Origin of the sequence: Streptomyces carpinensis (assembly GCF_002154505.1) — a bacterium.
Taxonomy (GTDB): domain Bacteria; phylum Actinomycetota; class Actinomycetes; order Streptomycetales; family Streptomycetaceae; genus Streptomyces; species Streptomyces carpinensis.
Genome location: NZ_MUBM01000135.1, coordinates 1 through 22,121, shown reverse-complemented (window position 1 = coordinate 22,121; position 22,121 = coordinate 1). Strand labels below are relative to the sequence as shown.

The window sequence follows — 22,121 nt, the reverse complement described above, 5'->3', positions numbered from 1 at the left end:
ATCCACGCCGGGGGAACGGCGGCGGGCGCGAATCCATGGCCGACCGCCTGTCAGGTGGCCGGAAATCGTAAACCTCTGATCCGTCGCTCGAATGGGTGATCCGTTTCACGCTCTGCGAGAGGCGGTCGGCCGGGTGTGCTGGGCTCGGTAGCATCAAGCACCGGCCCGGACGGGGGATCCGTCGCCAACCCCTGAGCCGAGTACGCCCTGGGGCATCCCGTCCGCCGGTCCACGCAGCCGGAGGTGCCCATGAGTGCGGATGCCACGAATCCCGCGGCCCCGGGCCCGGTGGCGCCGGCGGCGCCCCGCAGGAGGGCCCGCCCGCGGATCGACCTGCGCCGTCTCGGCCGGGCCGCGCTGCTCGGCCCCGCCGCCCGCGACCGGCTGCCCGACGCCATCGGCCACGTGGCCGAGGCGCACCGCGCCCACTTCCCCGACGCGGACCTCGAACCGCTGCGCCGCGCCTACGTCCTGGCCGAGTCCTCGCACCGCGGCCAGATGCGCAAGAGCGGCGAGCCGTACATCACGCATCCGCTCGCCGTGACCCTGATCCTCGCCGAACTGGGCGCCGAGACGACGACGTTGACGGCCTCGCTCCTCCACGACACGGTCGAGGACACCGAGGTGACGCTGGACCAGGTCGGCGAGCAGTTCGGGGAGGAGGTCCGCTACCTCGTCGACGGCGTCACCAAGCTGGAGAAGGTCGACTACGGCGCCGCCGCCGAGCCCGAGACCTTCCGCAAGATGCTCGTCGCCACCGGCAACGACGTGCGAGTGATGTCGATCAAACTCGCCGACCGGCTGCACAACATGCGCACCCTGGGCGTGATGCGCCCGGAGAAACAGGCCCGCATCGCCAAGGTGACCAGGGACGTGCTCATCCCGCTCGCCGAACGGCTCGGCGTGCAGGCGCTCAAGACCGAGCTTGAGGACCTGGTCTTCGCGATCCTGCACCCGGAGGAGTACGAGAGCACACGCGAGCTGATCGTCGAGAACGCGGCCCGTCCCGGCGACCCGCTCACCGAGGTCGCCGAGCAGGTACGCGGCGTGCTGCGCGAGGCCGACATCTCCGCCGAAGTGCTGGTCAGACCACGGCACTTCGTCTCCGTCCACCGCGTCGCCCGCAAGCGCGGCCGGCTGCGCGGCTGCGACTTCGGCAGGCTGCTCGTGCTGGTGGGCGAGGACGCCGACTGCTACGGAGTCCTCGGTGAGCTGCACACCTGTATGACCCCGGTGGTCTCGGAGTTCAAGGACTTCATCGCCGTACCCAAGTTCAACCTGTACCAGTCGCTGCACACGGCCGTCGCCCGTGAGGACGGCCAGGTCGTCGAAGTCCTCATCCGCACCCACCAGATGCACAAGGTCGCCGAGGCCGGCGTCGTCGCGCTGGGCAATCCCTACGCCCCTCCCTCGGAGGAACAGTCGGCGGGCGACGGCGAGCGCGTCGACCCCACCCGGCCCGGCTGGCTCTCCCGTCTCCTCGACTGGCAGCGGGCGGCACCCGACCCCGACACCTTCTGGTCCACGCTGCGCGAGGACCTGGCCCAGGACCGCGAGATCACCGTCTTCCGGCCGGACGGCGGCACGCTGGGCCTGCCCGAGGGGGCGACGTGTGTGGACGCGGCCTACGCGCAGTACGGCGAGGACGCCCACGCGTGCATCGGCGCCCGCGTCAACGGCCGCCTGGCGACGCTGAGCACCGTCCTGAAGGACGGTGACACCGTCCAGCTCCTCATGGGTCAGGACCCCGCCTCCGAGCCCTCCAGGGAGTGGCTGGACCACGCCCACACCCCCGCCGCCCGCATCGCCATCCAGCGGTGGCTGACGGCGCATCCGGCGGCGGCCGACGACGCGGCCGAGGCCTCCGGGCAGGCCACGGCCGGTGTCCCGGACATCGTGAACGGGCTTCCGGGAACCGCGGACGGGACCCCGGCCACCGCCGCCCCGGCGGAGGAGCCCGACAGGCCCGACAGGCCGGACGGATCGGACGGATCAGACGGATCAGACGGATCGGACGGGTCCCAGATGGGCACGCGGGACAGCCGGTCCGCAGCGGCGAGCGCCGTCATCGTCGACCAGCCCCGCGCCGCCGTGCGGCTCGCCGGCTGCTGCACGCCCGTGCCGCCCGACGCGGTCACCGCGTTCGCCGTCCGCGGGGGAGTGGTGACCGTGCACCGCGTCGGGTGCTCGACGGTCGCACGGATGAAGAGCACGGGGCGCCCGGAGGTAGGCGTGCGCTGGGGCGACTCCACCGCGTGCCGGGTCACGCTGCTCGCCGAATCGTTCGGCCGTCCGCGTCTGCTCGCCGACCTGACCGAGGCCATCGCCCTGGAGGGCGTCGAGATCATCTCGGCGACCGTGGCCCCGCCCACCCAGCAGCGCGTCCACCACACCTACACCCTGCAGCTCCCCGACGCCGCCCGCCTGCCCGCCCTCATGCGGGCGATGCGCAACGTCCCGGGCGTCTACGACGTCAGCCGGGCCCAGCAGCACCCCCAGCCGCCGGGCATCTGAGCCGGGACGGCGCGGGTGTCCGGCGCCGGGTGGGGCCGGACACCGCTCCGGGTCGGCCAGACCTCGGTCCCGGGCCGGTCGGCCAGACCTCCGTCCCAGCTCGGCCGGATGACCTCGGCCCGGGCCGGTCAGGTGACCTCTGGCCCGGGCCGGTCGAACCCCAGGTGCCGCGTCGCAACTCTGTCCGTGTCCCCCGAAGGGCCCAGTTCGGGTGGGTGGGGCGCGCGTCGTCGCCGTACCATGCCCGGTCGCTGATAGCCGTGGGTGCATGCCGCGCACCCTCCGTCACCGCGTCACGGGTCGTCTGAAGGCGCCCGTCCTCGCGTCCGCCGTCTCCGTCTGCCTCCTCGCCGCGAGCGCCCCGCCCACGCCGCTGGGTGTCGGCGACCGGCTCTTCCCGTACCTGGGCAACCCGGGGTACGACGTGTCGTCGTACGACCTCTCCTTCCGCTACACCGGTGACAACAGCAAGCCGCTCCAGGCCGTCACCACGATCGACGCCCGGGTGACCAGGACGCTGCGGAGCGTGAACCTCGACTTCGGGCACGGCAAGGTCGACTCCGTGGAGGTCGACGGCCTGCCGGCCACGTTCGCCACCGCCGGTGAGGACCTCGTCGTCACCCCCCGGATTCCGCTGCCCGAGCACAGTTCGGCACGGATCACCGTGCACCACACCAGCGACCCGATGCCGGAGAAGGGCCGGGAGGGCGGCTGGGTGCGCACCACGGACGGGCTCGCCCTGGCCAACCAGGCCGATGCCGCCCACCTGGTGTTCCCGTGCAACGACCACCCCTCCGACAAGGCGATGTTCACCATCCGGGTCACCGCCCCCGACGGGTACACGGCCGTCGCCAACGGCCTGCCGGCGGGTGTCGCCCGGTCCGGTCGCTCCACCACCTGGACGTACCGCACCCGGCACCCCATGGCCACCGAGCTGGCCCAGGTCTCCATCGGCCGTTCCACCGTGCTGCACCGCACCGGCCCGCACGGTCTTCCCGTCCGCGACGTCGTCCCCACCGGGGACCGCGGGACGCTGGAGCCCTGGCTCGCGAAGACACCGGACCAGATCGCCTGGATGGAGAGCAAGGTCGGGCGCTACCCCTTCGAGACGTACGGCCTGCTCATGGCTTCTGCCGTCACCGGTTTCGAACTCGAGACACAGACCCTCTCCCTCTTCGAGAAGGGCCTGTTCACCGATCCCGCCTACCCGAAGTGGTACGTGGAGTCGGTCATGGTGCACGAGCTGTCCCACCAGTGGTTCGGGGACAGCGTCAGCCCGCGCACGTGGTCCGACCTGTGGCTCAACGAGGGACACGCCACCTGGTACGAGGCCCTGTACGCCGAGGAGAAGGCGCACAAGCCCATGGAGGCCCGGATGAAGGCCGCGTACGGGGCCTCCGACGCATGGCGCGCCGCCGGTGGCCCGCCGGCACGGCCCAAGCCGTCGAAGGTGGGCCAGAAGACCGGCATCTTCCGAGCGAACGTCTACGACGGCGCGGCCCTCGTCCTGTACGCGCTGCGCCAGCGGATCGGCAAACCCGCATTCGAGCGCCTGGAACGCGCCTGGGTGCGCGGCAATCAGGACTCGACGGCGACCACGGCCGACTTCGAGCGGCTGGCCTCGGACATCGCCGGGCGTGACCTGAACGGCTTCTTCAAGGCCTGGCTGTACGGCGCCAAGACCCCGCCGATGCCCGGCCACCCGGACTGGAAGCCCGCGCCGCCGCAGAAGAACGCGCCACGGGTGGCGAAGAGGTGACCGCCGACGGTGAAGAAATAACGCCGTGACGAGACGGGCCGTTGCGTGCGACCATCTTCCGGTCGGCACGGCAGGGTGCAACGGGAATCCCCCGGGGCACTCGTGCGTTGACAGCAGTGACGGAACCGCTGTGGAAAGCCCCAGCCGGACTCTTCCACGGCTCCGTCGCCGCACCACGGATTCCCAACGACGTAAGGACCAAATGACCTCCTCTTCTTCCTCTTCCAAGGCCACCAAGCGCCTCGCGCACACCTATCCCGAAGGTCTTCGGGCCGATGCCCTGATGGAAGAGGACGTCGCCTGGAGCCACGAGATCGACGGAGAGCGGGACGGCGACCAGTTCGACCGCTCCGAGCGCGCGGCCCTGCGCCGTGTCGCGGGCCTCTCCACCGAGCTCGAGGACGTCACCGAGGTCGAGTACCGCCAGCTCCGTCTGGAGCGGGTCGTCCTCGTCGGCGTCTGGACCTCGGGAACCGTGCAGGACGCGGAGAACTCCCTGGCCGAGCTCGCCGCCCTCGCGGAGACCGCGGGCGCGGTCGTGCTCGACGGCGTGATCCAGCGCCGCGACAAGCCCGACGCGGCCACCTACATCGGCTCCGGCAAGGCCGACGAGCTGCGCGACATCGTCCTGGAGACGGGCGCGGACACCGTCATCTGCGACGGCGAGCTCAGCCCGGGTCAGCTGATCCATCTCGAGGACGTCGTCAAGGTCAAGGTCATCGACCGTACGGCCCTGATCCTGGACATCTTCGCCCAGCACGCCAAGTCGCGAGAGGGCAAGGCGCAGGTCGCGCTGGCGCAGATGCAGTACATGCTGCCGAGGCTGCGCGGTTGGGGTCAGTCCCTGTCCCGCCAGATGGGCGGCGGCAGCGGCGGTCTCGCCACGCGTGGTCCCGGTGAGACCAAGATCGAGACGGACCGGCGCCGGATCCGCGAGAAGATGGCGAAGATGCGCCGGGAGATCGCGGACATGAAGACCGGCCGCGAGATCAAGCGCCAGGAGCGGCGCCGCAACAAGGTGCCCTCCGTCGCCATCGCGGGCTACACCAACGCCGGAAAGTCCTCCCTGCTCAACCGCCTCACCGGCGCGGGCGTCCTGGTCGAGAACGCGCTGTTCGCGACCCTGGACCCGACCGTGCGCCGGGCCGAGACCCCGAGCGGGCGGCTGTACACGCTGGCCGACACCGTCGGCTTCGTCCGGCACCTGCCGCACCACCTGGTCGAGGCGTTCCGCTCCACCATGGAGGAGGTCGGCGACTCCGACCTGATCCTGCACGTGGTGGACGGCTCGCACCCGGACCCGGAGGAGCAGCTGGCCGCCGTGCGCGAGGTGATCAGGGACGTCGGCGCCACCGACGTACCCGAGATCGTCGTGATCAACAAGGCGGACGCGGCGGACCCGCTGGCGCTCCAGCGGCTGCTGCGGATCGAGAAGCACTCGATCGCCGTCTCGGCCCGCACCGGCCGGGGCATCGCCCAGCTGCTCGCCCTGATCGACAACGAGCTGCCCCGGCCGTCCGTCGAGATCGAGGCGCTCGTGCCGTACACCCACGGCAAGCTGGTCGCCCGCGCCCACACCGAGGGCGAGGTGATCTCCGAGGAGCACACCGCGGAGGGCACCCTGCTCAAGGCCCGGGTGCACGAGGAGCTCGCGGCGGACCTGGCGCCGTACGTGCCGACTGCCGCGCTCTGAGCCACCCGGCCCGGGTGCACCGCGCGTCACCCCGGCTCCGACGCACAGCACGAGGGCCCGCCCCCTGTGACAGAGGGCGGGCCCTCGTCATGCCAACGGCGTCACCGGCCGCCGTAGGTCCTGCTCATGTTCTCGTACAGCGCCTCGGCGCCCCGGCCCAGCTGCGGGCCCGCGAGCCAGGTGTTGTCGGACGGGCCGATCGAGGTGTTGGAGACGAGCTCGGTCCTGCCACCCACCACGCGGAACCAGCCGCCGGACGAGCCGCCGGTCATGGTGCAGCCGATCCGGTACATCGTCGGCAGGGACGGGCTGAGCGAGAACCGGACCGGCCGGTCCACACACCGGAACATCTTCAGACCGCTGTACGGCGGCGCGGCCGGGTAGCCCCAGGCGCCCATCGTGGTGACCTGAGGGGCCGAGGGTGCGGAGAAGTCCACGTCCAGTGCCGCCCCGACGGTCTCCTCCAACGACTTCGAGCCGGACTCCGGCTTCACGTGCAGCACGGCGTAGTCGTACGCGGCGCCCGCACCGCCCGTCTCCGAGCCGCCCTGGATCCACTGGTTCGAGGTGGAGGCCCAGTCGGCCCACCAGGCGCCGTACGGGGCGACCTCGGCCGGGTCGGCGTCACTCAGCTCGGACGCGGTCTTGCCGAGGTCGTTGTAGGCCGGTACGAACGCGATGTTGCGGTACCAGCCGCCCCCCTCGCCCGCGTGCACGCAGTGGCCCGCCGTCCACACCAGGTTGGACTTGCCCGGGTGGTTGACGTCCTTGACGACCGTGCCGGAGCAGACCATCGGGCCCTCGGGCGAGTCGAAGAAGACCTTGCCGACCGGAGCGGCGTGCTCGTGGTACGGGGTCTTCTCGGCCTGGGCCTGGACGGGCTGCGGCGCCGGGTCGCTGACGCCCTGGTCGGCGGAGGCGTCCTTGGTGGCGACCGTCTTGTTGGCCTCCTTGGCCGACTTCATCCGCTCGGGCTTCCACAGCCCCTTGATCACCGGGTTCACGAAGTCCTTGGCGGCACTGAGCCACTTGTCCTTGTCCCAGTTCTTCCAGCCGCCGTTCTGCCACTGGTCGACATCGATCCCGTGCTCCTTGAGCTTGTTCGCGATGTCGGCCGGAACGTGGACCTTGCCGTCGCCGCCACTGCCCGCGGCCTGCGAAGCGGTGGCGCCCCCCTTGCCGTTCGCGTCGTTGTTGCCCGAGTCGTTGCAGGCGGTCGCGGTGAGCGTCAGGGCCGCGACCAGACCGGTGGCGGCCAGGGCGGTGCGTCGGCGTCCGCGCCGGCGCGCGGAGGACGTACGTGTGGAACGCATGGTGCGATGAACCCCCGTTGGTTCGTTTGACTGCCGCGACCGTGCCTGACGGCCGCACGGCTCTTGGTGTCATGTGTTTGTCAGGTCTGCCCGGCGGTGGTCTCCGTGCGCTGCGCGTGCGAACCGGCCGGGGAGCGACACCCCACTATGCACGTGCGGGTGAGTGCGTACGGCGGTGAGGTGGTGAAGGTTCCCGTCGGACACCCCACCGCCGTCGGCGAGTTCACCCGGTCCTCACCGGGCGCTGATCACTGGCCGGCGAACTTCTTGCTGACCGAGTCGTACACGCCCTTGGCCACCGAGCCCAGCCGCGGACCGGCCAGCCAGCCCGCCGTCACCGGGCCGATCGAGGTGTTCGAGACCAGCGCGGGCTTGCCGTCCGCGCCCGTCTCGACCCAGCCGCCGCCGGAGGAACCACCGGTCATGGTGCAGCCGATGCGGTACATCGTCGGGTCGGCGGCCTTGACCGACAGCCGTCCAGGCTTGTCCTGGCACTGGTACAGCAGCCGGCCGTCGTACGGCGGCGCGGCGGGGTAGCCGGTCGCGGTGGCGCTCTCCACCTTCGGCACGGCCGGGGCGTTGAAGTTCACCGGCAGCGCCCCGCCGACCGTCTCCTCCAGCGACTTGCCGTTGCCGCCCTTCTCCGGCGTCACATGGATGACGGCGAAGTCGTACGACGCGCCCTGCCCTCCGGTCGCGCCGCCCTGCTCGATCCACTGCTCGGAGGTCTGAGCCCAGTCACCCCACCACACGCCGTACGGGGCGACCTCATCCTTGGTGGCGTTCTGCAACTGGGCCGCGCTCCGGCCCTGGTTGTTGTACGACGGCACGAAGGCGATGTTGCGGTACCAGCCGCCCTTCTTGCCGGCGTGCACGCAGTGGCCGGCCGTCCACACGAGGTTGGACCTGCCCGGGTGGGCCGGATCCTCGACCACCGTCGCCGAGCAGACCATCGTGCCCTCGGGGGAGTCGAAGAAGACCTTGCCCGCCGTCGCGGCGTTGGCGTGGTACGTCGGCGCCACGGCCTGCGCCTTCACCGGCGCCGGAGTCGGATCGGTGACACCCTGGTCACCGGAGATGTCGTTGTCGTCGACACCCTTGTCCGGGTCCTCGGCCCGGCGCATCCGGTCGGGGTCCCACAGGCCCTGGATGATCGGGTTGATGAAGTCGTTGGCCTCGCGCAGCCACTGGTCCTTGTCCCAGTTCTTCCAGGCCCCGTTCTTCCACTTGTCGACGTCGATCCCGTGTTCCTTGAGCTTCTTGCGGATGTCGTCCGGGATCTTGATCTTGCCGTCGCCGCCCGTACCGCCCGTGTCGTCGGCGCTCGCGGAGGCGGAGGATTTCCCGTCCGCGTTGCTGTCGCCCGAGTTGCATCCGGTGGCGGTGAGTGCCAGCGCCGAGACCAGGGCGACGGCGGCCAGCACGGGGGAGCCTGTGCGCCGGGCGCTCCCTCCTCGGCGAGCGGTGACGGACGGGCGTATGGGTCGCATGCTCTGACTCCCCCTGCTGTGAACGGACTTGCCGGTGCCGCCGTGCTCCCGCGCCGCCCGAGCCGGTCGGCCGAGGTCATGCGCATGGTCACGGCGTGCGGAACGGCACCACACACTATGTGCTCGCTGTGGGGGACTGCCGACGGAACGGCAACGGTTCCGTCACGGCAAGGATCTTGAAGCAACCCGTAACCCCAGGACCGGTTGGCGGTTGTATCGGTGGGGAGCCTGCTGTCCACGCCCGGGCCCCGCGCCGACGGTGTGCGACTCGCCGCCGACGGCGCCACCACAGTGCCGACAGGCCGGAGGCAGCAGGAGCACGACGCCTTGCGGCAGTTGGGAGGCCGGCCCCTCGGGACAGGTGGAGGCCGGCACCTTGGGACAGCGGGAGGACAGGGAGCCGTGACCGTGACGGAGTCTGCGCCCGGGGGGTGTGCCCCCGGGGGGCGTGCGTCCGCTGAGGTGCGCGCCCTGCATGAGGGGATCCTGCGGCGTCAGTCGGCGCGCGAGTCGGCGGCGCGCACCTACGCGCGCGCACTGCCGATCGTTCCCGTCCGGGCCCGCGGGCTCACCATCGAGGGCGCGGACGGCCGCCGTTATCTGGACTGTCTCTCGGGCGCGGGCACCCTCGCGCTCGGACACAACCATCCCGTCGTCCTCGAGGCCATCCGCAAGGTCCTCGACTCCGGCGCACCGCTGCACGCCCTCGACCTGGCCACCCCCGTCAAGGACGCCTTCGTCGACGAACTGTTCCGCACCCTGCCCGCGGGGCTCGCCGACCACGCGCGCGTGCAGTTCTGCGGTCCGGCCGGGACGGACGCGGTGGAGGCCGCGTTCAAACTCGTCCGGGCCGCCACCGGACGCGCCGGAATCATGGCCTTCGCCGGCGCCTACCACGGGATGACCGCCGGAGCGCTCGCCGCCTCCGGGCACGCCCCCGACGTCCGGGTCGCCCGGCTGCCCTACCCGCAGGAGTACCGCTGCCCCTTCGGCGTCGGCGGCTCCCGCGGAGCCGAACTCGCGGCCCGCTGGACCGAGGCCGTACTGGACGATCCCAGGTCGGGAGTGCCCTTGCCCGCCGGAATGATCCTCGAACCGGTGCAGGGCGAGGGCGGAGTGATTCCCGCGCCGGACGACTGGATGCGGCGGATGCGGCGCATCACCGCGGAGCGCTCCGTGCCGCTGATCGCCGACGAGATCCAGACCGGGGTCGGCCGCACGGGCGCCTTCTGGGGGGTGGACCACAGCGGGGTGACACCGGATGTGATGGTGCTGTCGAAGGCCATCGGCGGCAGCCTGCCGCTGGCCGTGGTGGTCTACCGCGACGAACTCGACGTCTGGGAACCCGGAGCCCACGCGGGAACCTTCCGCGGCAACCAGCTCGCCATGGCCGCCGGCACCGCCACTCTGGTCCACGTCCGCGAGAACGGCCTCGCCGAACGCGCCGCGACCCTGGGTGCCCGCATGCTCTCCCGACTCCGCGCACTGGCCGGGGAACATCCGTGCATCGGCGAGGTACGGGGACGGGGCCTGATGATCGGCCTGGAACTGGTGGACCCGGGCGGCGCGGAGGGGTGGGAGGACGGTACGGCGTGTGCTGAGGTCGGGACAGGGGTCGCGGCCGGGGCCGACCTGCCCGTCGCAGCGCCGCAGCCCGGTCCTCTCGTGCCCGGACCAGCGGCTCCCGAACTGGCCGCCGCGGTCCAGCGGGAATGCCTGCGCCGGGGGCTGATCGTCGAGCTCGGCGGTCGGCACGCAAGCGTCGTACGGCTCCTTCCCCCGCTGACGATCACCGACGAGCAGTCGGCGGCGGTGCTCGACCGACTGGCGGACGCGGTCGAAGCGGCGGCCCGGACTCACACCGACCCCGACCACGGGACGAGACCGCCGGGGCCCGGGCGGCGGCAACGACCTTCCGGGCGCGCGGAGGGAGAGCGATAGCGCCGTCGCGCCGACCTCGGTCGGGATGAGCCGGTTCGGACGAGCCGGTCGGGACCGGGCGCTCCGGTCGGGACGGTCTCAGCCGCATCCGGGGAGCGGTTCGAGCGGCTACGGCCCGAGTGGAACTCGGCAGGACGCCTTGCCCGGTTCCCGACGACCGATCCCGGAAGACCACCACGCTCCCGGTCCCGACCGCGACGATCCGAACGACACCCACAAGGAACCGTCTTGAACGCAACCCCGACATTGCACGGTCACTCCTCCGCTCCCCGGGACGCGGCCGAGACGGTCCCCCGCCGGCTCGACGGGGCACCGAGCCCTCAACTACCGGACCGCGCGGCCCCGGACCTCTTGGAGCATCCCGACCCGCACACGGCCGCCCAAGCCGCAGCCCTGGAGAGCCTCCTCCGCTGCTGGGTGCGCGAGACCGGCATCGCCGACCCCGGCAGCGGCACCCTGCGCATCCCTCTTCCGGCCAGCGGTACGGCTCTCCTCGTCCCGGTCCGTCACTGGTCGCCGACCGGGTGGCACCGCTTCGGCCTGCCCCGCCTGGCCGTCGCCCCGGAAACCGCGGCCCCGGCCGATGCCGTCACCGTCGCCACCCTGCTCGCGCGGGAGGCACCGGCCACAACGGCGCGACCCGCCGTCCCGTCCCCGCCGGCCGACGCGGAGACGGGCGAGCCCTCGATCGTTCCCGTCGTCCCGGTCATCCCCACCGGCGCCGACGCGGTCGATCTCGTCGCCCGCGTAGCCGACTCGGTCCGGTGTACCACCCTCTTTCTCACCGACCGCCGCGCACATGCCGCCGACGGGCCGGACCTCTTCCTCTCCGCGGAACAGGCCCTCTTGTTCGGACACCCGCTGCATCCGGCCCCGAAGAGCCGCGAGGGCCTGTCGGAGGCCGAGGTCCGCCACTACTCACCTGAAACACGCGGCTCCTTCCGCCTGCACTGGATGGCGGTGGCCCCCTCCGTACTCGCCACCGACTCGGCCTGGACCGAGAGCGGCCGGCCCGTCCCCGCCGACCGGCTCACGGCCCGACTCGCCGGAGCGGATCTGCCGCTGCCCGAGGGATACGCCGCCCTGCCGTTGCACCCGTGGCAGTTGCGCGAAGTCCGGCACCGCCCGGGCACCGCGGCGCTGCTCGACGCGGGACTGCTGCGCGACCTGGGCCCCCACGGTCCTTCCTGGCATCCCACCTCCTCCGTACGAACCGTCCACCGCACCGGCGCACCGGCCATGCTGAAACTGTCCCTGGCCCTGCGCATCACCAACTCCCGCCGCGAGAACCTGCGCAAGGAACTGCACCGCGGCGTCGAGGTCCACCGCCTTCTGCGCAGAGGTCTGTCGCGGCAGTGGAGGGCGGCGCACCCCCGTTTCGACATCGTCCGCGACCCGGCCTGGCTGGCCGTCGACGGCCAGGACGGAGCCCCCGTGTCCGGGCTGGACGTGATGATCCGGCACAATCCGTTCGGCCCGGCGGACGACGTCTGCTGCGTCGCCGGCCTCGTCGCGCCGAGGCCGTATGGGCGGGCCGGAGCGGACCCGGTCGTGCGGTCCCGGCTGGCCGGCATCGTCAGGTGCCTCGTGACCCGCACCGGCCGTCCTCGAGGAGCCGTCGCCGCCGAGTGGTTCCTCCGCTATCTCGAACAGGTGATCCGTCCTGTGCTGTGGCTGGACGGCGAGGCAGGGATCGCCCTGGAGGCCCACCAGCAGAACACGCTGGTCGTGCTGGACGCCGACGGCTGGCCCGCGGGCGGCCGCTACCGTGACAACCAGGGCTACTACTTCCGCGCCTCCCGGCACGCCGAACTCGACGCCCGGCTGCCCGGCATCGGCGAGCGGAGCGACACCTTCGTCTCCGACGAGGTCACGGACGAACGCTTCGGCTACTACCTCGCCGTCAACAACGTGTTCGGTCTGATCGGTGCCCTCGGCTCCCAGGGGCTCGCCGACGAACGGCTGCTCCTGGCCGCCTTCCGCCGCTTCCTGCGCGACATCGCCTCCGGACCCGCCCGCGCGCGCTCCACCCTGCCGGCCCGCCTGCTCGACTCACCGGTCCTGCACTGCAAGGCCAACCTGCTGACCCGGCTGCACGGCCTCGACGAACTGGTCGGCCCGGTCGACACCCAGTCCGTCTACGTCAACATCACGAACCCCCTCCACTGCTGAACCCAAACCCACCCCTGCACGCCTGAACCACCCCCCTGCACCCCTGACACGGACCCTTGCGCTGCTGAGCGGAACCGACTGAACAGCACCGGTACCGCTCCACCGCCGCCCGGCCACACATCCCTCCGTCCCCGAGGACCACGTCCCACCTCGTCACCCCACCCGCCATCCGAGAGGAGCGCGCCATGCCTCCCACCGACGCCGGCGCAGTCACCGGCCAGGCCCTCGCCGCCACAACCGCCCCCGCCCCCGATCCTGAACGGAGGACCATGGCGACCGCTCCCGCCGCCGACCCGGTCAGGGTCGGCGCCGATCTCCGCTCCGCCCCGGCCGAGGCGGGCCCCGACGGCGAGGACACGCTCGACCTGCACCTGCCCGACGACTTCGTCGCGCTCTTCGCGGAGAGGACCGCGACCGGATCCGCCGCGGACGATCTCCTCGACGGCGTCGGCGGCTGGGGTGTCACCGACTCACCCGTCGGCGTCTTCCAGCTGGCCCCCGTCCGGATCGAGCGAGATCTGCCGGTCGTCAGCCGGTGGATGAACGATCCGGCCGTGGCCGAGTTCTGGCAGCTCGCCGGGCCGCAGAGTGTGACCGAGGCCCATCTGCGCGCGCAACTGGACGGCGACGGACGCAGCGTCCCCTGCCTCGGCCTCCTCGAGGGCAGGCCGATGAGCTACTGGGAGATCTACCGGGCCGATCTCGATCCTCTGGCCCGCCACTATGCCGCCCGGCCGCACGACACCGGTGTCCATCTCCTCATCGGCAGCGTCACCGACCGCGGCCGAGGACTCGGCAGCGCTCTGCTCAGAGCCGTGGCCGACCTGATCCTCGACAAACGCTCGGCCTGTACCCGCGTCGTGGCGGAACCCGACCTGCGCAACACACCCTCCGTGGCCGCCTTCCTGACCGCCGGGTTCCGGTTCTCGGCCGAGGCCGACCTGCCCGACAAGCGGGCCGCCCTCATGATCCGGGACCGGTCCTTGCGAGAACTGCTGTGACAGTCCGCCACCATCTCATCGCTTTCGGCGCACCGGCCGGGCCGATCCCGTTCCCCTCGCCTCGAACCGCGTCGGAGAAGTGCCGAGCCGCTGAAACCCGGCTTGATCGCCCGTTTGTCAGTGCCGAGCCGTAGGGTGGTCGCGCTATGACGAAGCCCTCTCTCCCCGAACTCCTGCATGCCGCCGTCACCGCCGTCGGCGGTACGGAGCGCCCCGGCCAGGTGACCATGGCCCAAGCCGTCGCGGACGCGATCGACGACGGATCGCACCTGCTGGTCCAGGCCGGCACCGGTACCGGAAAGTCCCTCGGTTACCTCGTGCCCGCGCTCGCGCACGGGGATCGAGTCGTCGTGGCGACCGCCACCCTCGCGCTTCAGCGCCAGCTCGTCGAGCGGGACCTGCCGCGCACGGTCGAAGCGCTGCACCCCCTGCTGCGTCGCCGTCCGGAGTTCGCCATGCTCAAGGGCCGCTCGAACTACCTGTGCCTGCACCGCCTGCACGAGGGCGTCCCGCAGGACGAGGAGGAGGGCCTGTTCGACCAGTTCGAGGCGGCCGCGCCCACCAGCAAGCTGGGCCAGGACCTGCTGCGGCTGCGGGACTGGGCGGACGAGACGGAGACCGGCGACCGTGACGACCTCACACCGGGTGTGTCCGACCGCGCCTGGGGGCAGGTCTCCGTCTCGTCGCGGGAATGCCTGGGCGCCTCCAAGTGCGCCTACGGCGCCGAGTGCTTCGCCGAGATGGCCCGCGAGCGCGCCAAGCTCGCCGAGGTCGTGGTCACCAACCACGCGCTGCTCGCGATCGACGCCATCGAGGGCGCGCCGGTCCTCCCGCAGCACGAGGTGCTGATCGTCGACGAGGCCCATGAGCTGGTCTCACGGGTGACCGGCGTCGCCACCGGTGAACTCACGCCCGGACAGGTCAACCGCGCGGTGCGCCGCGCCGCGAAGCTCGTCAACGAGAAGGCCGCCGACCAGCTGCAGACCGCCGCAGAGGGCTTCGAACGGCTGATGGAGCTGGCCCTGCCCGGCAGGCTGGAGGAGATCCCGGAGGACCTCGGCTACGCCCTGCTGGCGTTGCGGGACGCCGCGCGTAACGTCATCTCGGCGATCGGCGCGACCCGCGACAAGTCGGTCCAGGACGAGGACGCGGTCCGCAAGCAGGCGCTGGCCTCCGTGGAGAACGTGCACGACGTGGCGGAGCGGATCACGAACGGTTCCGAGTGGGACGTCGTCTGGTACGAGCGCCACGACCGCTTCGGCGCCTCCCTGCGCGTCGCCCCCATGTCCGTGTCGGGCCTGCTGCGGGAGAAGCTCTTCGCGGACCGCTCCGTCGTGCTGACCTCGGCGACCCTCAAACTCGGCGGCGACTTCAACGGCGTCGGCGCCTCCCTGGGCCTCGCCCCGGAGGGCACGGAGGGCGACGACGTGCCGCAGTGGAAGGGCGTGGACGTCGGTTCGCCCTTCGACTATCGCAAACAGGGCATCCTGTACGTCGCCAAGCACCTCTCGCGCCCCGCGCGGGACGGCGACCGCGGGGACATGCTCGACGAGCTGACGGAACTGATCCAGGCGGCGGGCGGCCGCACACTCGGCCTGTTCTCGTCCATGCGGGCCGCCCAGCTCGCCGCCGAGGAGCTGCGTGCGCGCATCCCCGAGCTCCCGATCCTGCTCCAGGGTGAGGAGACCCTGGGTGAACTGATCAAGAACTTCGCGGCGGACTCGAAGACGTGTCTGTTCGGCACGCTGTCCCTCTGGCAGGGCGTCGACGTCCCCGGCCCCAGCTGTCAGCTGGTCGTCATGGACAAGATCCCGTTCCCGCGTCCGGACGATCCGCTCATGAGTGCCCGCCAGAAGGCGGTCGAGGATGCCGGTGGCAATGGCTTCATGGCGGTCGCCGCGACCCATGCGGCCCTGCTGATGGCCCAGGGCGCCGGGCGTCTCGTACGGGCCTCCGGGGACCGGGGCGTGGTCGCCGTACTGGATCCGCGACTGGCCACCGCGCGTTACGGCGGTTATCTGAAGGCGTCACTACCGGAGTTCTGGTACACCACCGACCGCAACCAGGTACGGAAGTCGCTGGCGGCCATCGACGCCGCGGCCCGGCAGGCGGAAGAGGGGCAGGCGGCGGCGAAGTGATCGCCCGGCTACCCTGACCCGGCGCCGGGTCAGGGTACCCGGGCGATCCCAAAGGCCCGTGACGGGACCCTGGCTCCGCACAGCACAGGACCCCGGAACCGGCGCAGAGGTTCCGGGGCCCGATCAAGGGGCGGGGTCGATGGGCTCGTCCGCGGCGTTCCTCAGACGCGGCGCAGGACTGCCACCACCTTGCCGAGGATGGTCGCCTCGTCGCCGGGGATCGGCTCGTACGCCGCGTTGTGCGGGAGGAGCCAGACGTGGCCGTCCTCGCGCTTGAAGCGCTTGACGGTCGCCTCGCCGTCGATCATGGCGGCCACGATGTCGCCGTTCTCGGCGACCTGCTGGCGGCGGACCGTGACCCAGTCGCCGTCGCAGATCGCGGCCTCGATCATCGAGTCGCCGACGACCTTCAGGACGAACAGCTCACCGTCGCCGACCAGCTGCCGGGGGAGGGGGAAGACGTCCTCGACCGACTCCTCCGCGAGGATCGGGCCACCGGCGGCGATCCGGCCGACCAGCGGGACGTAGGACGCGGCCGGCTTGCCCACGGTGTCCGTGGGCTGCAGCGTGGCGGCCTGGTCCGAGCCGCGGACCTCGTAGGCGCGCGGGCGGTGCGGGTCGCGACGCAGGAAGCCCTTGCGCTCGAGGGCCATGAGCTGGTGTGCCACCGAGGAGGTGCTGGACAGTCCGACGGCCTGGCCGATCTCCCGCATGGACGGCGGGTAACCACGCCGCTGCACGGAGTCCCTGATGACCTCGATCACCCGGCGCTGGCGCTCGGTGAGGCCCGAGCTGTCCGCCCGGATGCCTGGAGGTCGGCCCGGCAGGGAGCGCTTGGGTCCCTCGGGATTCGCGGCTTCGTTCATCGCATGCACCGGCTCGAGTCGGCCCTGGGAGCGGTCCTGGGTGGTGATGGTGGCACTGTCTGCGGTGGTGGTCACGTCGTCGGCCCCTCTCGATGGTCTCCCTCCCGCACAACGGTAGTTGCTTTCGAAAGGTTGCGCCAAACACACGTTCGAGTGAAAAAGTGCGTATCGCCGGACTTGATCTTGTTTCTGGGTGTATGGCTGAGCGGTGCCCGACGGGCGAAAAGGCCTTTTGCTGTACTCTTCACCGCCGGAGTGCGGACCTTGTGGGTTGCCGCCCCAGTCTGCCATCCGGCGCCTCGTCGACCGAGAGCCGGTTCCGTTCTGCCCGGGAGTCCCACGCGTCCTCCGCGCGGCGCTCACGGTATCTCCCTACGCCCGCCGGCGGTACGGGTGCGCATCGGCGTGTCCGGCGCCGGGCCGGGGGGCGGAGGTTCTCGCGCGTCCGGTGCCGGAGCCGGAGGCGGAGAATTCCGCGAGCTCGGCGCGAAGACCGCCGGCCGAGCCTTCCGCGTGTCCGCCGCGGCGGTGCCGGTACGCCTTTCGGGGGCGTCCGCGTGCGACACGCGTAGCGCCGCGTGCGACACGCGTGGCGAGCTGGGTCTATGAGCCAAGCCCTACATCTAGTGGTTGGATGGCTACCGCGGCCCACAAATTGTGGTCCCCCCGGTCTTCGAGTCCCCGATCATCGCCTATGCTGGTGGCTGCTTCGCGGGGCCCATGAGGCCTGACGAGGCTATTGAGTCTGCTGTGAGGAGGGTTGGAGTCCATGCACTGCCCCTTCTGCAGGCACCCCGACAGCCGCGTCGTCGACAGTCGTACGACGGACGACGGCACGTCGATCCGCAGGCGCCGCCAGTGCCCTGACTGCTCCCGCCGGTTCACCACCGTGGAGACGTGCTCGCTCATGGTGGTCAAGCGGTCCGGAGTCACCGAGCCGTTCAGTCGTACCAAGGTCATCAACGGCGTACGGAAGGCATGCCAGGGAAGGCCTGTCACGGAGGACGCGCTCGCGCAGCTCGGCCAACGGGTCGAGGAGGCGGTGCGCGCCAGTGGAAGCGCCGAGGTGGCCGCCCACGAAGTGGGGCTGGCCATACTCGGCCCCTTGCAGGAGCTCGACCTCGTCGCCTATCTGCGGTTCGCGTCCGTGTACCGGGCGTTCGACTCGCTCGAGGACTTCGAGGCCGCCATCGCGGAACTCAGGGAAGCCACGCGACGCCCCGCCGCGGAGCAGGAGGACGGCGACGGCGCCGCCGCGGGGAGCCAGGAAGACGATCGCGGGCGCGGTGGGACGGCCGAGGTCCCCGTGCCCGCGCGCGCCGCCGACTGATCGGCGGGCCGGTCCGGACCGGGAGTCCGGGGCCGGCTCGGCGGCGGCGATGAAGACGGTTGCGGGCGGCGGCGACGCAGATGCCCGCAGCACCAGACAGAACACCGTGTCTCCGGAACAACGGGGCACTTCAGGGCGTTTTCGCCCGTACAGGGAGGCGGCATGACAGAGACGGCGAGCGGTCCGGCACGAGGTTCCCGAGCCAAGGGCTCCAAGGCGGGGAACAAGGGACTGCACATCGAGCGCATCCACACCACCCCCGGCGTACACCCGTACGACGAGGTGGCCTGGGAGCGCCGTGACGTCGTCATGACCAACTGGCGCGACGGCTCGATCAACTTCGAGCAGCGTGGCGTCGAGTTCCCCGACTTCTGGTCGGTGAACGCGGTCAACATCGTCACCAGCAAGTACTTCCGCGGTGCCGTCGGCACCCCGCAGCGCGAGACCAGCCTGAAGCAGCTGATCGACCGCATCGTGAAGACGTACCGGAAGGCCGGTGAGGACAACAAGTACTTCTCCTCGCCCGCCGACGCCGAGATCTTCGAGCACGAGCTGGCCTACGCCCTCCTGCACCAGATCTTCAGCTTCAACAGCCCCGTCTGGTTCAACGTCGGCACCAAGCAGCCCCAGCAGGTCTCCGCCTGCTTCATCCTGTCCGTCGACGACTCCATGGAGTCGATCCTCGACTGGTACAAGGAAGAGGGCATGATCTTCAAGGGCGGTTCCGGCGCCGGCCTGAACCTCTCCCGCATCCGCTCCTCCAAGGAGCTGCTCTCCTCCGGCGGCAACGCCTCCGGTCCCGTCTCCTTCATGCGCGGCGCCGACGCCTCCGCCGGCACCATCAAGTCCGGTGGCGCCACCCGCCGCGCCGCCAAGATGGTGATCCTCGACGTCGACCACCCCGACGTGGAGGACTTCATCGAGACCAAGGTCAAGGAGGAGGAGAAGATCCGCGCCCTGCGCGACGCGGGCTTCGACATGGACCTGGGCGGCGACGACATCACGTCCGTCCAGTACCAGAACGCCAACAACTCCGTCCGCGTGAACGACGAGTTCATGAAGGCGGTCGAGCAGGGCGGCAAGTTCGGCCTGCGGGCCCGCATGACCGGCGAGGTCATCGAGGAGATCGACGCCAAGTCCCTCTTCCGCAAGATGGCCGAGGCCGCCTGGGCCTGCGCCGACCCGGGCATCCAGTACGACGACACGATCAACCACTGGCACACGTGCCCGGAGTCCGGCCGCATCAACGGCTCGAACCCCTGCAGCGAGTACATGCACCTGGACAACACGTCCTGCAACCTCGCCTCGCTGAACCTGATGAAGTTCCTGAAGGACGACGGCAAGGGCAACCAGTCCTTCGACGTCGAGCGCTTCTCGCAGGTCGTCGAGCTCGTCATCACCGCGATGGACATCTCGATCTGCTTCGCGGACTTCCCCACCCAGAAGATCGGCGAGAACACGCGCGCGTTCCGCCAACTCGGCATCGGCTACGCCAACCTGGGCGCCCTGCTGATGGCGACGGGCCACGCGTACGACTCCGACGGCGGCCGTGCCCTCGCCGGTGCCATCACCTCCCTGATGACCGGCACCGCCTACAAGCGTTCCGCCGAGCTGGCCGCGGTCGTCGGCCCCTACGACGGCTACGCCCGCAACGCCCAGCCGCACCAGCGCGTCATGAAGCAGCACGCCGACGCCAACGCGCAGGCCGTCCGCATGGACGACCTGGACACCCCGGTGTGGGCCGCCGCCACGGAGGCCTGGCAGGACGTGCTGCGCCTCGGTGAGAAGAACGGTTTCCGTAACTCCCAGGCGTCGGTCCTCGCCCCCACCGGCACCATCGGCCTGGCCATGTCCTGCGACACCACCGGTGTCGAGCCCGACCTCGCTCTGGTCAAGTTCAAGAAGCTGGTCGGCGGCGGCTCGATGCAGATCGTCAACGGCACGGTCCCGCAGGCCCTGCGCCGCCTGGGCTACCAGGAGGAGCAGATCGAGGCGATCGTCGCCCACATCGCCGAGCACGGCAACGTGATCGACGCCCCCGGCCTCAAGCACGAGCACTACGAGGTGTTCGACTGCGCCATGGGCGAGCGGGCCATCTCCCCGATGGGCCACGTCCGCATGATGGCCGCCATCCAGCCGTGGATCTCCGGCGCCATCTCCAAGACGGTCAACATGCCGGAGTCGGCGACCGTCGAGGAGGTCGAGGAGATCTACTTCGAGGCCTGGAAGCTGGGCGTCAAGGCGCTCGCGATCTACCGCGACAACTGCAAGGTCGGCCAGCCGCTCTCCGCCAAGAAGAAGGAGGAGAAGAAGGCCGAGATCGCCGAGGAGCCGCAGGCCAAGGTCGAGAAGGTCGTCGAGTATCGCCCGGTCCGCAAGCGCCTTCCGAAGGGTCGTCCCGGCATCACCACCTCCTTCACCGTCGGCGGCGCCGAGGGCTACATGACCGCCAACTCCTACCCGGACGACGGTCTCGGCGAGGTCTTCCTGAAGATGTCCAAGCAGGGCTCGACCCTCGCGGGCATGATGGACGCCTTCTCCATCGCCGTGTCGGTGGGCCTGCAGTACGGCGTGCCGCTGGAGACGTACGTCTCGAAGTTCACCAACATGCGCTTCGAGCCGGCCGGCATGACCGACGACCCGGACGTGCGCATGGCGCAGTCGATCGTCGACTACATCTTCCGCCGCCTGGCGCTGGACTTCCTGCCCTTCGAGACGCGCTCCGCGCTCGGCATCCACTCCGCCGAGGAGCGTCAGCGCCACCTGGAGACCGGCTCCTACGAGCCGATCGACGAGGAGCTCGACGTCGAGACTCTGGCGCAGTCGGCGCCGCGGCAGACCGACCTGAAGGCCGTGTCCGCGCCGAAGGCCGAGGTCGAGGCGGCCAAGCCCGCCCCGAAGCAGGCGCACACCAGCGCCGAACTGGTGGAGATGCAGCTGGGTATCCAGGCCGACGCCCCGCTGTGCTTCTCCTGCGGCACCAAGATGCAGCGGGCCGGCTCCTGCTACATCTGCGAGGGCTGCGGCTCGACCAGCGGCTGCAGCTGAGCCCGCTGATCTGACGGAAGCGTCATGAGGTAAGGGGCGCCGGTCATCGACCGGCGCCCCTTACCCGTATCCGTACGGCCGCTGCGCCCGCTCGTCGGCTACGACAGATGTGCGCGGCCCATCTGGCGGGTGAACGTCGCCGGATCGTCCTCGAAGCCGTGGATGCCGGGACGGAACTGCCAGCCTCCGGAGTCGTCGCGCGCGAACTCCGCGACGGTGGCCGCCGTGGCGCCCAGGACACCGCCGAAGTCGTCCTCGGCGAGGACGGTGTACCCCTCACGGATGCGCAGCCCGGGACCGAGCACGTTGACGAACGTGCGGTGCGCCTCGCGCTGCTGGATCACGACGCCCACCACCACGCGCGCGTACCGCTCGGCGAGGCGGTCGAGCTCCAGCGTCATGACCTCGTCCCAGCCGAAGCCCCTGCCGTCCCGGCTGTCCCGGTTGAGGTAGATCGTGCCGTCCGGGGAGCGGCTGTCGAAGTGCACCACGTACGCCGGAGGGCCGTACGGATCGCTCACCTCGTAGGTGGCGGCCACGAGGTCGAGATCGGTGGGTGGCGCCCCCGTCGGACTCGGATCCCATTTGAGCGCGACCTCGACCTTGCGGATGCCCTTGCTGAGCCCGCTCACCGGACTCCCCCTTCCCCGTCCCCTTGCGCCCTTGCCTGCTTCAACTTCCGGCACGTGGGCGCGTGTTGTCCATCGTGCCACGCACACGGGGGCGCCTGCGCGGGCGCTGTCCCCGCGAGAGTGACCGACGCCACGCCCCTGGGCCTTACCATGGCGCGGTGCTGGTCAAGTGGATTCGCTGCACCGTGGTGGACCGCCGCGGCTTCGAGCGGGGGCAGCGGAAG

General features: G+C 70.9%; 13 protein-coding genes and 1 pseudogene. 10 read left to right on the top strand and 4 right to left on the bottom strand.

The window, feature by feature from the left end:
- Window positions 1–249: 249 nt before the first annotated feature.
- From BZY54_RS18675 to hflX, 3 genes are all read left to right on the top strand, one after another.
- Window positions 250–2,514, top strand: a complete 2,265-nt coding sequence (locus BZY54_RS18675) for a RelA/SpoT family protein (protein ID WP_086726327.1) — start codon at window positions 250–252, stop codon at window positions 2,512–2,514.
- A 268-nt stretch (window positions 2,515–2,782) separates the two neighbouring features.
- Window positions 2,783–4,273 (top strand): M1 family metallopeptidase, encoded by a 1,491-nt coding sequence (locus BZY54_RS18670; protein WP_086726326.1) that lies wholly within the window; start codon window positions 2,783–2,785, stop codon window positions 4,271–4,273.
- Between the two features lie 202 nt (window positions 4,274–4,475).
- Complete coding sequence (hflX, locus tag BZY54_RS18665) at window positions 4,476–5,966, top strand: GTPase HflX (protein ID WP_086726325.1); 1,491 nt, start codon at window positions 4,476–4,478, stop codon at window positions 5,964–5,966.
- A gap of 101 nt (window positions 5,967–6,067) precedes the next feature.
- On the opposite strand, the gene BZY54_RS18660 is transcribed toward hflX, so the two are convergent.
- Window positions 6,068–7,279, bottom strand: a complete 1,212-nt coding sequence (locus BZY54_RS18660; RefSeq protein ID WP_086726324.1) for a trypsin-like serine peptidase — start codon at window positions 7,277–7,279, stop codon at window positions 6,068–6,070.
- A gap of 248 nt (window positions 7,280–7,527) precedes the next feature.
- The gene (locus BZY54_RS18655) at window positions 7,528–8,769 is read right to left on the bottom strand and encodes a trypsin-like serine peptidase (RefSeq protein WP_086726323.1); all 1,242 of its coding nucleotides are present in this window, start codon (window positions 8,767–8,769) and stop codon (window positions 7,528–7,530) included.
- Window positions 8,770–9,171: 402 nt separating this feature from the next.
- Between BZY54_RS18655 and BZY54_RS18650 the strand changes: the two genes are divergently transcribed.
- From BZY54_RS18650 to BZY54_RS18635, 4 genes are all read left to right on the top strand, one after another.
- On the top strand, window positions 9,172–10,710 hold the full coding sequence (locus tag BZY54_RS18650; protein WP_086726322.1) for a diaminobutyrate--2-oxoglutarate transaminase family protein: 1,539 nt from the start codon (window positions 9,172–9,174) through the stop codon (window positions 10,708–10,710).
- 228 nt (window positions 10,711–10,938) lie between these two features.
- Window positions 10,939–12,882 carry an IucA/IucC family protein gene (locus BZY54_RS18645; protein ID WP_086726321.1) on the top strand — a complete coding sequence of 648 codons (1,944 nt, stop codon included), beginning with the start codon at window positions 10,939–10,941 and terminating at the stop codon, window positions 12,880–12,882.
- A gap of 185 nt (window positions 12,883–13,067) precedes the next feature.
- Window positions 13,068–13,883: a GNAT family N-acetyltransferase gene (locus BZY54_RS18640; RefSeq protein ID WP_086726320.1), complete on the top strand. Its 816-nt coding sequence runs from the start codon at window positions 13,068–13,070 to the stop codon at window positions 13,881–13,883.
- A 146-nt stretch (window positions 13,884–14,029) separates the two neighbouring features.
- Window positions 14,030–16,021 carry an ATP-dependent DNA helicase gene (locus BZY54_RS18635; protein ID WP_086726319.1) on the top strand — a complete coding sequence of 664 codons (1,992 nt, stop codon included), beginning with the start codon at window positions 14,030–14,032 and terminating at the stop codon, window positions 16,019–16,021.
- Between the two features lie 161 nt (window positions 16,022–16,182).
- Here the strand turns inward: BZY54_RS18635 and lexA are convergent, their stop codons facing one another.
- Window positions 16,183–16,962, bottom strand: a complete 780-nt coding sequence (gene lexA / locus BZY54_RS18630) for a transcriptional repressor LexA (protein ID WP_086726318.1) — start codon at window positions 16,960–16,962, stop codon at window positions 16,183–16,185.
- Between the two features lie 694 nt (window positions 16,963–17,656).
- On the opposite strand from lexA, the gene nrdR reads away from it, so the two are divergent.
- Together nrdR and BZY54_RS18620 are read left to right on the top strand one after the other, a co-directional pair.
- A complete protein-coding gene (gene nrdR, locus BZY54_RS18625; protein WP_086726317.1) occupies window positions 17,657–18,217 on the top strand; it encodes a transcriptional regulator NrdR in 561 nt (186 codons plus the stop codon).
- A gap of 162 nt (window positions 18,218–18,379) precedes the next feature.
- Complete coding sequence (locus BZY54_RS18620) at window positions 18,380–21,265, top strand: vitamin B12-dependent ribonucleotide reductase (protein WP_086726316.1); 2,886 nt, start codon at window positions 18,380–18,382, stop codon at window positions 21,263–21,265.
- Between the two features lie 98 nt (window positions 21,266–21,363).
- Here the strand turns inward: BZY54_RS18620 and BZY54_RS18615 are convergent, their stop codons facing one another.
- On the bottom strand, window positions 21,364–21,897 hold the full coding sequence (locus BZY54_RS18615) for a TerD family protein (RefSeq protein WP_086726315.1): 534 nt from the start codon (window positions 21,895–21,897) through the stop codon (window positions 21,364–21,366).
- Window positions 21,898–21,992: 95 nt separating this feature from the next.
- Between BZY54_RS18615 and BZY54_RS53285 the strand changes: the two are divergent.
- A pseudogene (locus tag BZY54_RS53285) lies at window positions 21,993–22,121 on the top strand (DUF4937 domain-containing protein); the annotation flags it as partial.

Excerpts from the sequence above, each read along its gene's own strand:
- BZY54_RS18675 (WP_086726327.1), top strand. The coding sequence starts at position 250 with ATGAGTGCGGATGCCACGAATCCCGCGGCCCCGGGCCCGGTGGCGCCG.
- BZY54_RS18670 (WP_086726326.1), top strand. The coding sequence starts at position 2,783 with ATGCCGCGCACCCTCCGTCACCGCGTCACGGGTCGTCTGAAGGCGCCC.
- hflX (WP_086726325.1), top strand. The coding sequence starts at position 4,476 with ATGACCTCCTCTTCTTCCTCTTCCAAGGCCACCAAGCGCCTCGCGCAC.
- BZY54_RS18660 (WP_086726324.1), bottom strand. The coding sequence starts at position 7,279 with ATGCGTTCCACACGTACGTCCTCCGCGCGCCGGCGCGGACGCCGACGC.
- BZY54_RS18655 (WP_086726323.1), bottom strand. The coding sequence starts at position 8,769 with ATGCGACCCATACGCCCGTCCGTCACCGCTCGCCGAGGAGGGAGCGCC.
- BZY54_RS18640 (WP_086726320.1), top strand. The coding sequence starts at position 13,068 with ATGCCTCCCACCGACGCCGGCGCAGTCACCGGCCAGGCCCTCGCCGCC.
- BZY54_RS18635 (WP_086726319.1), top strand. The coding sequence starts at position 14,030 with ATGACGAAGCCCTCTCTCCCCGAACTCCTGCATGCCGCCGTCACCGCC.
- nrdR (WP_086726317.1), top strand. The coding sequence starts at position 17,657 with ATGCACTGCCCCTTCTGCAGGCACCCCGACAGCCGCGTCGTCGACAGT.
- BZY54_RS18620 (WP_086726316.1), top strand. The coding sequence starts at position 18,380 with ATGACAGAGACGGCGAGCGGTCCGGCACGAGGTTCCCGAGCCAAGGGC.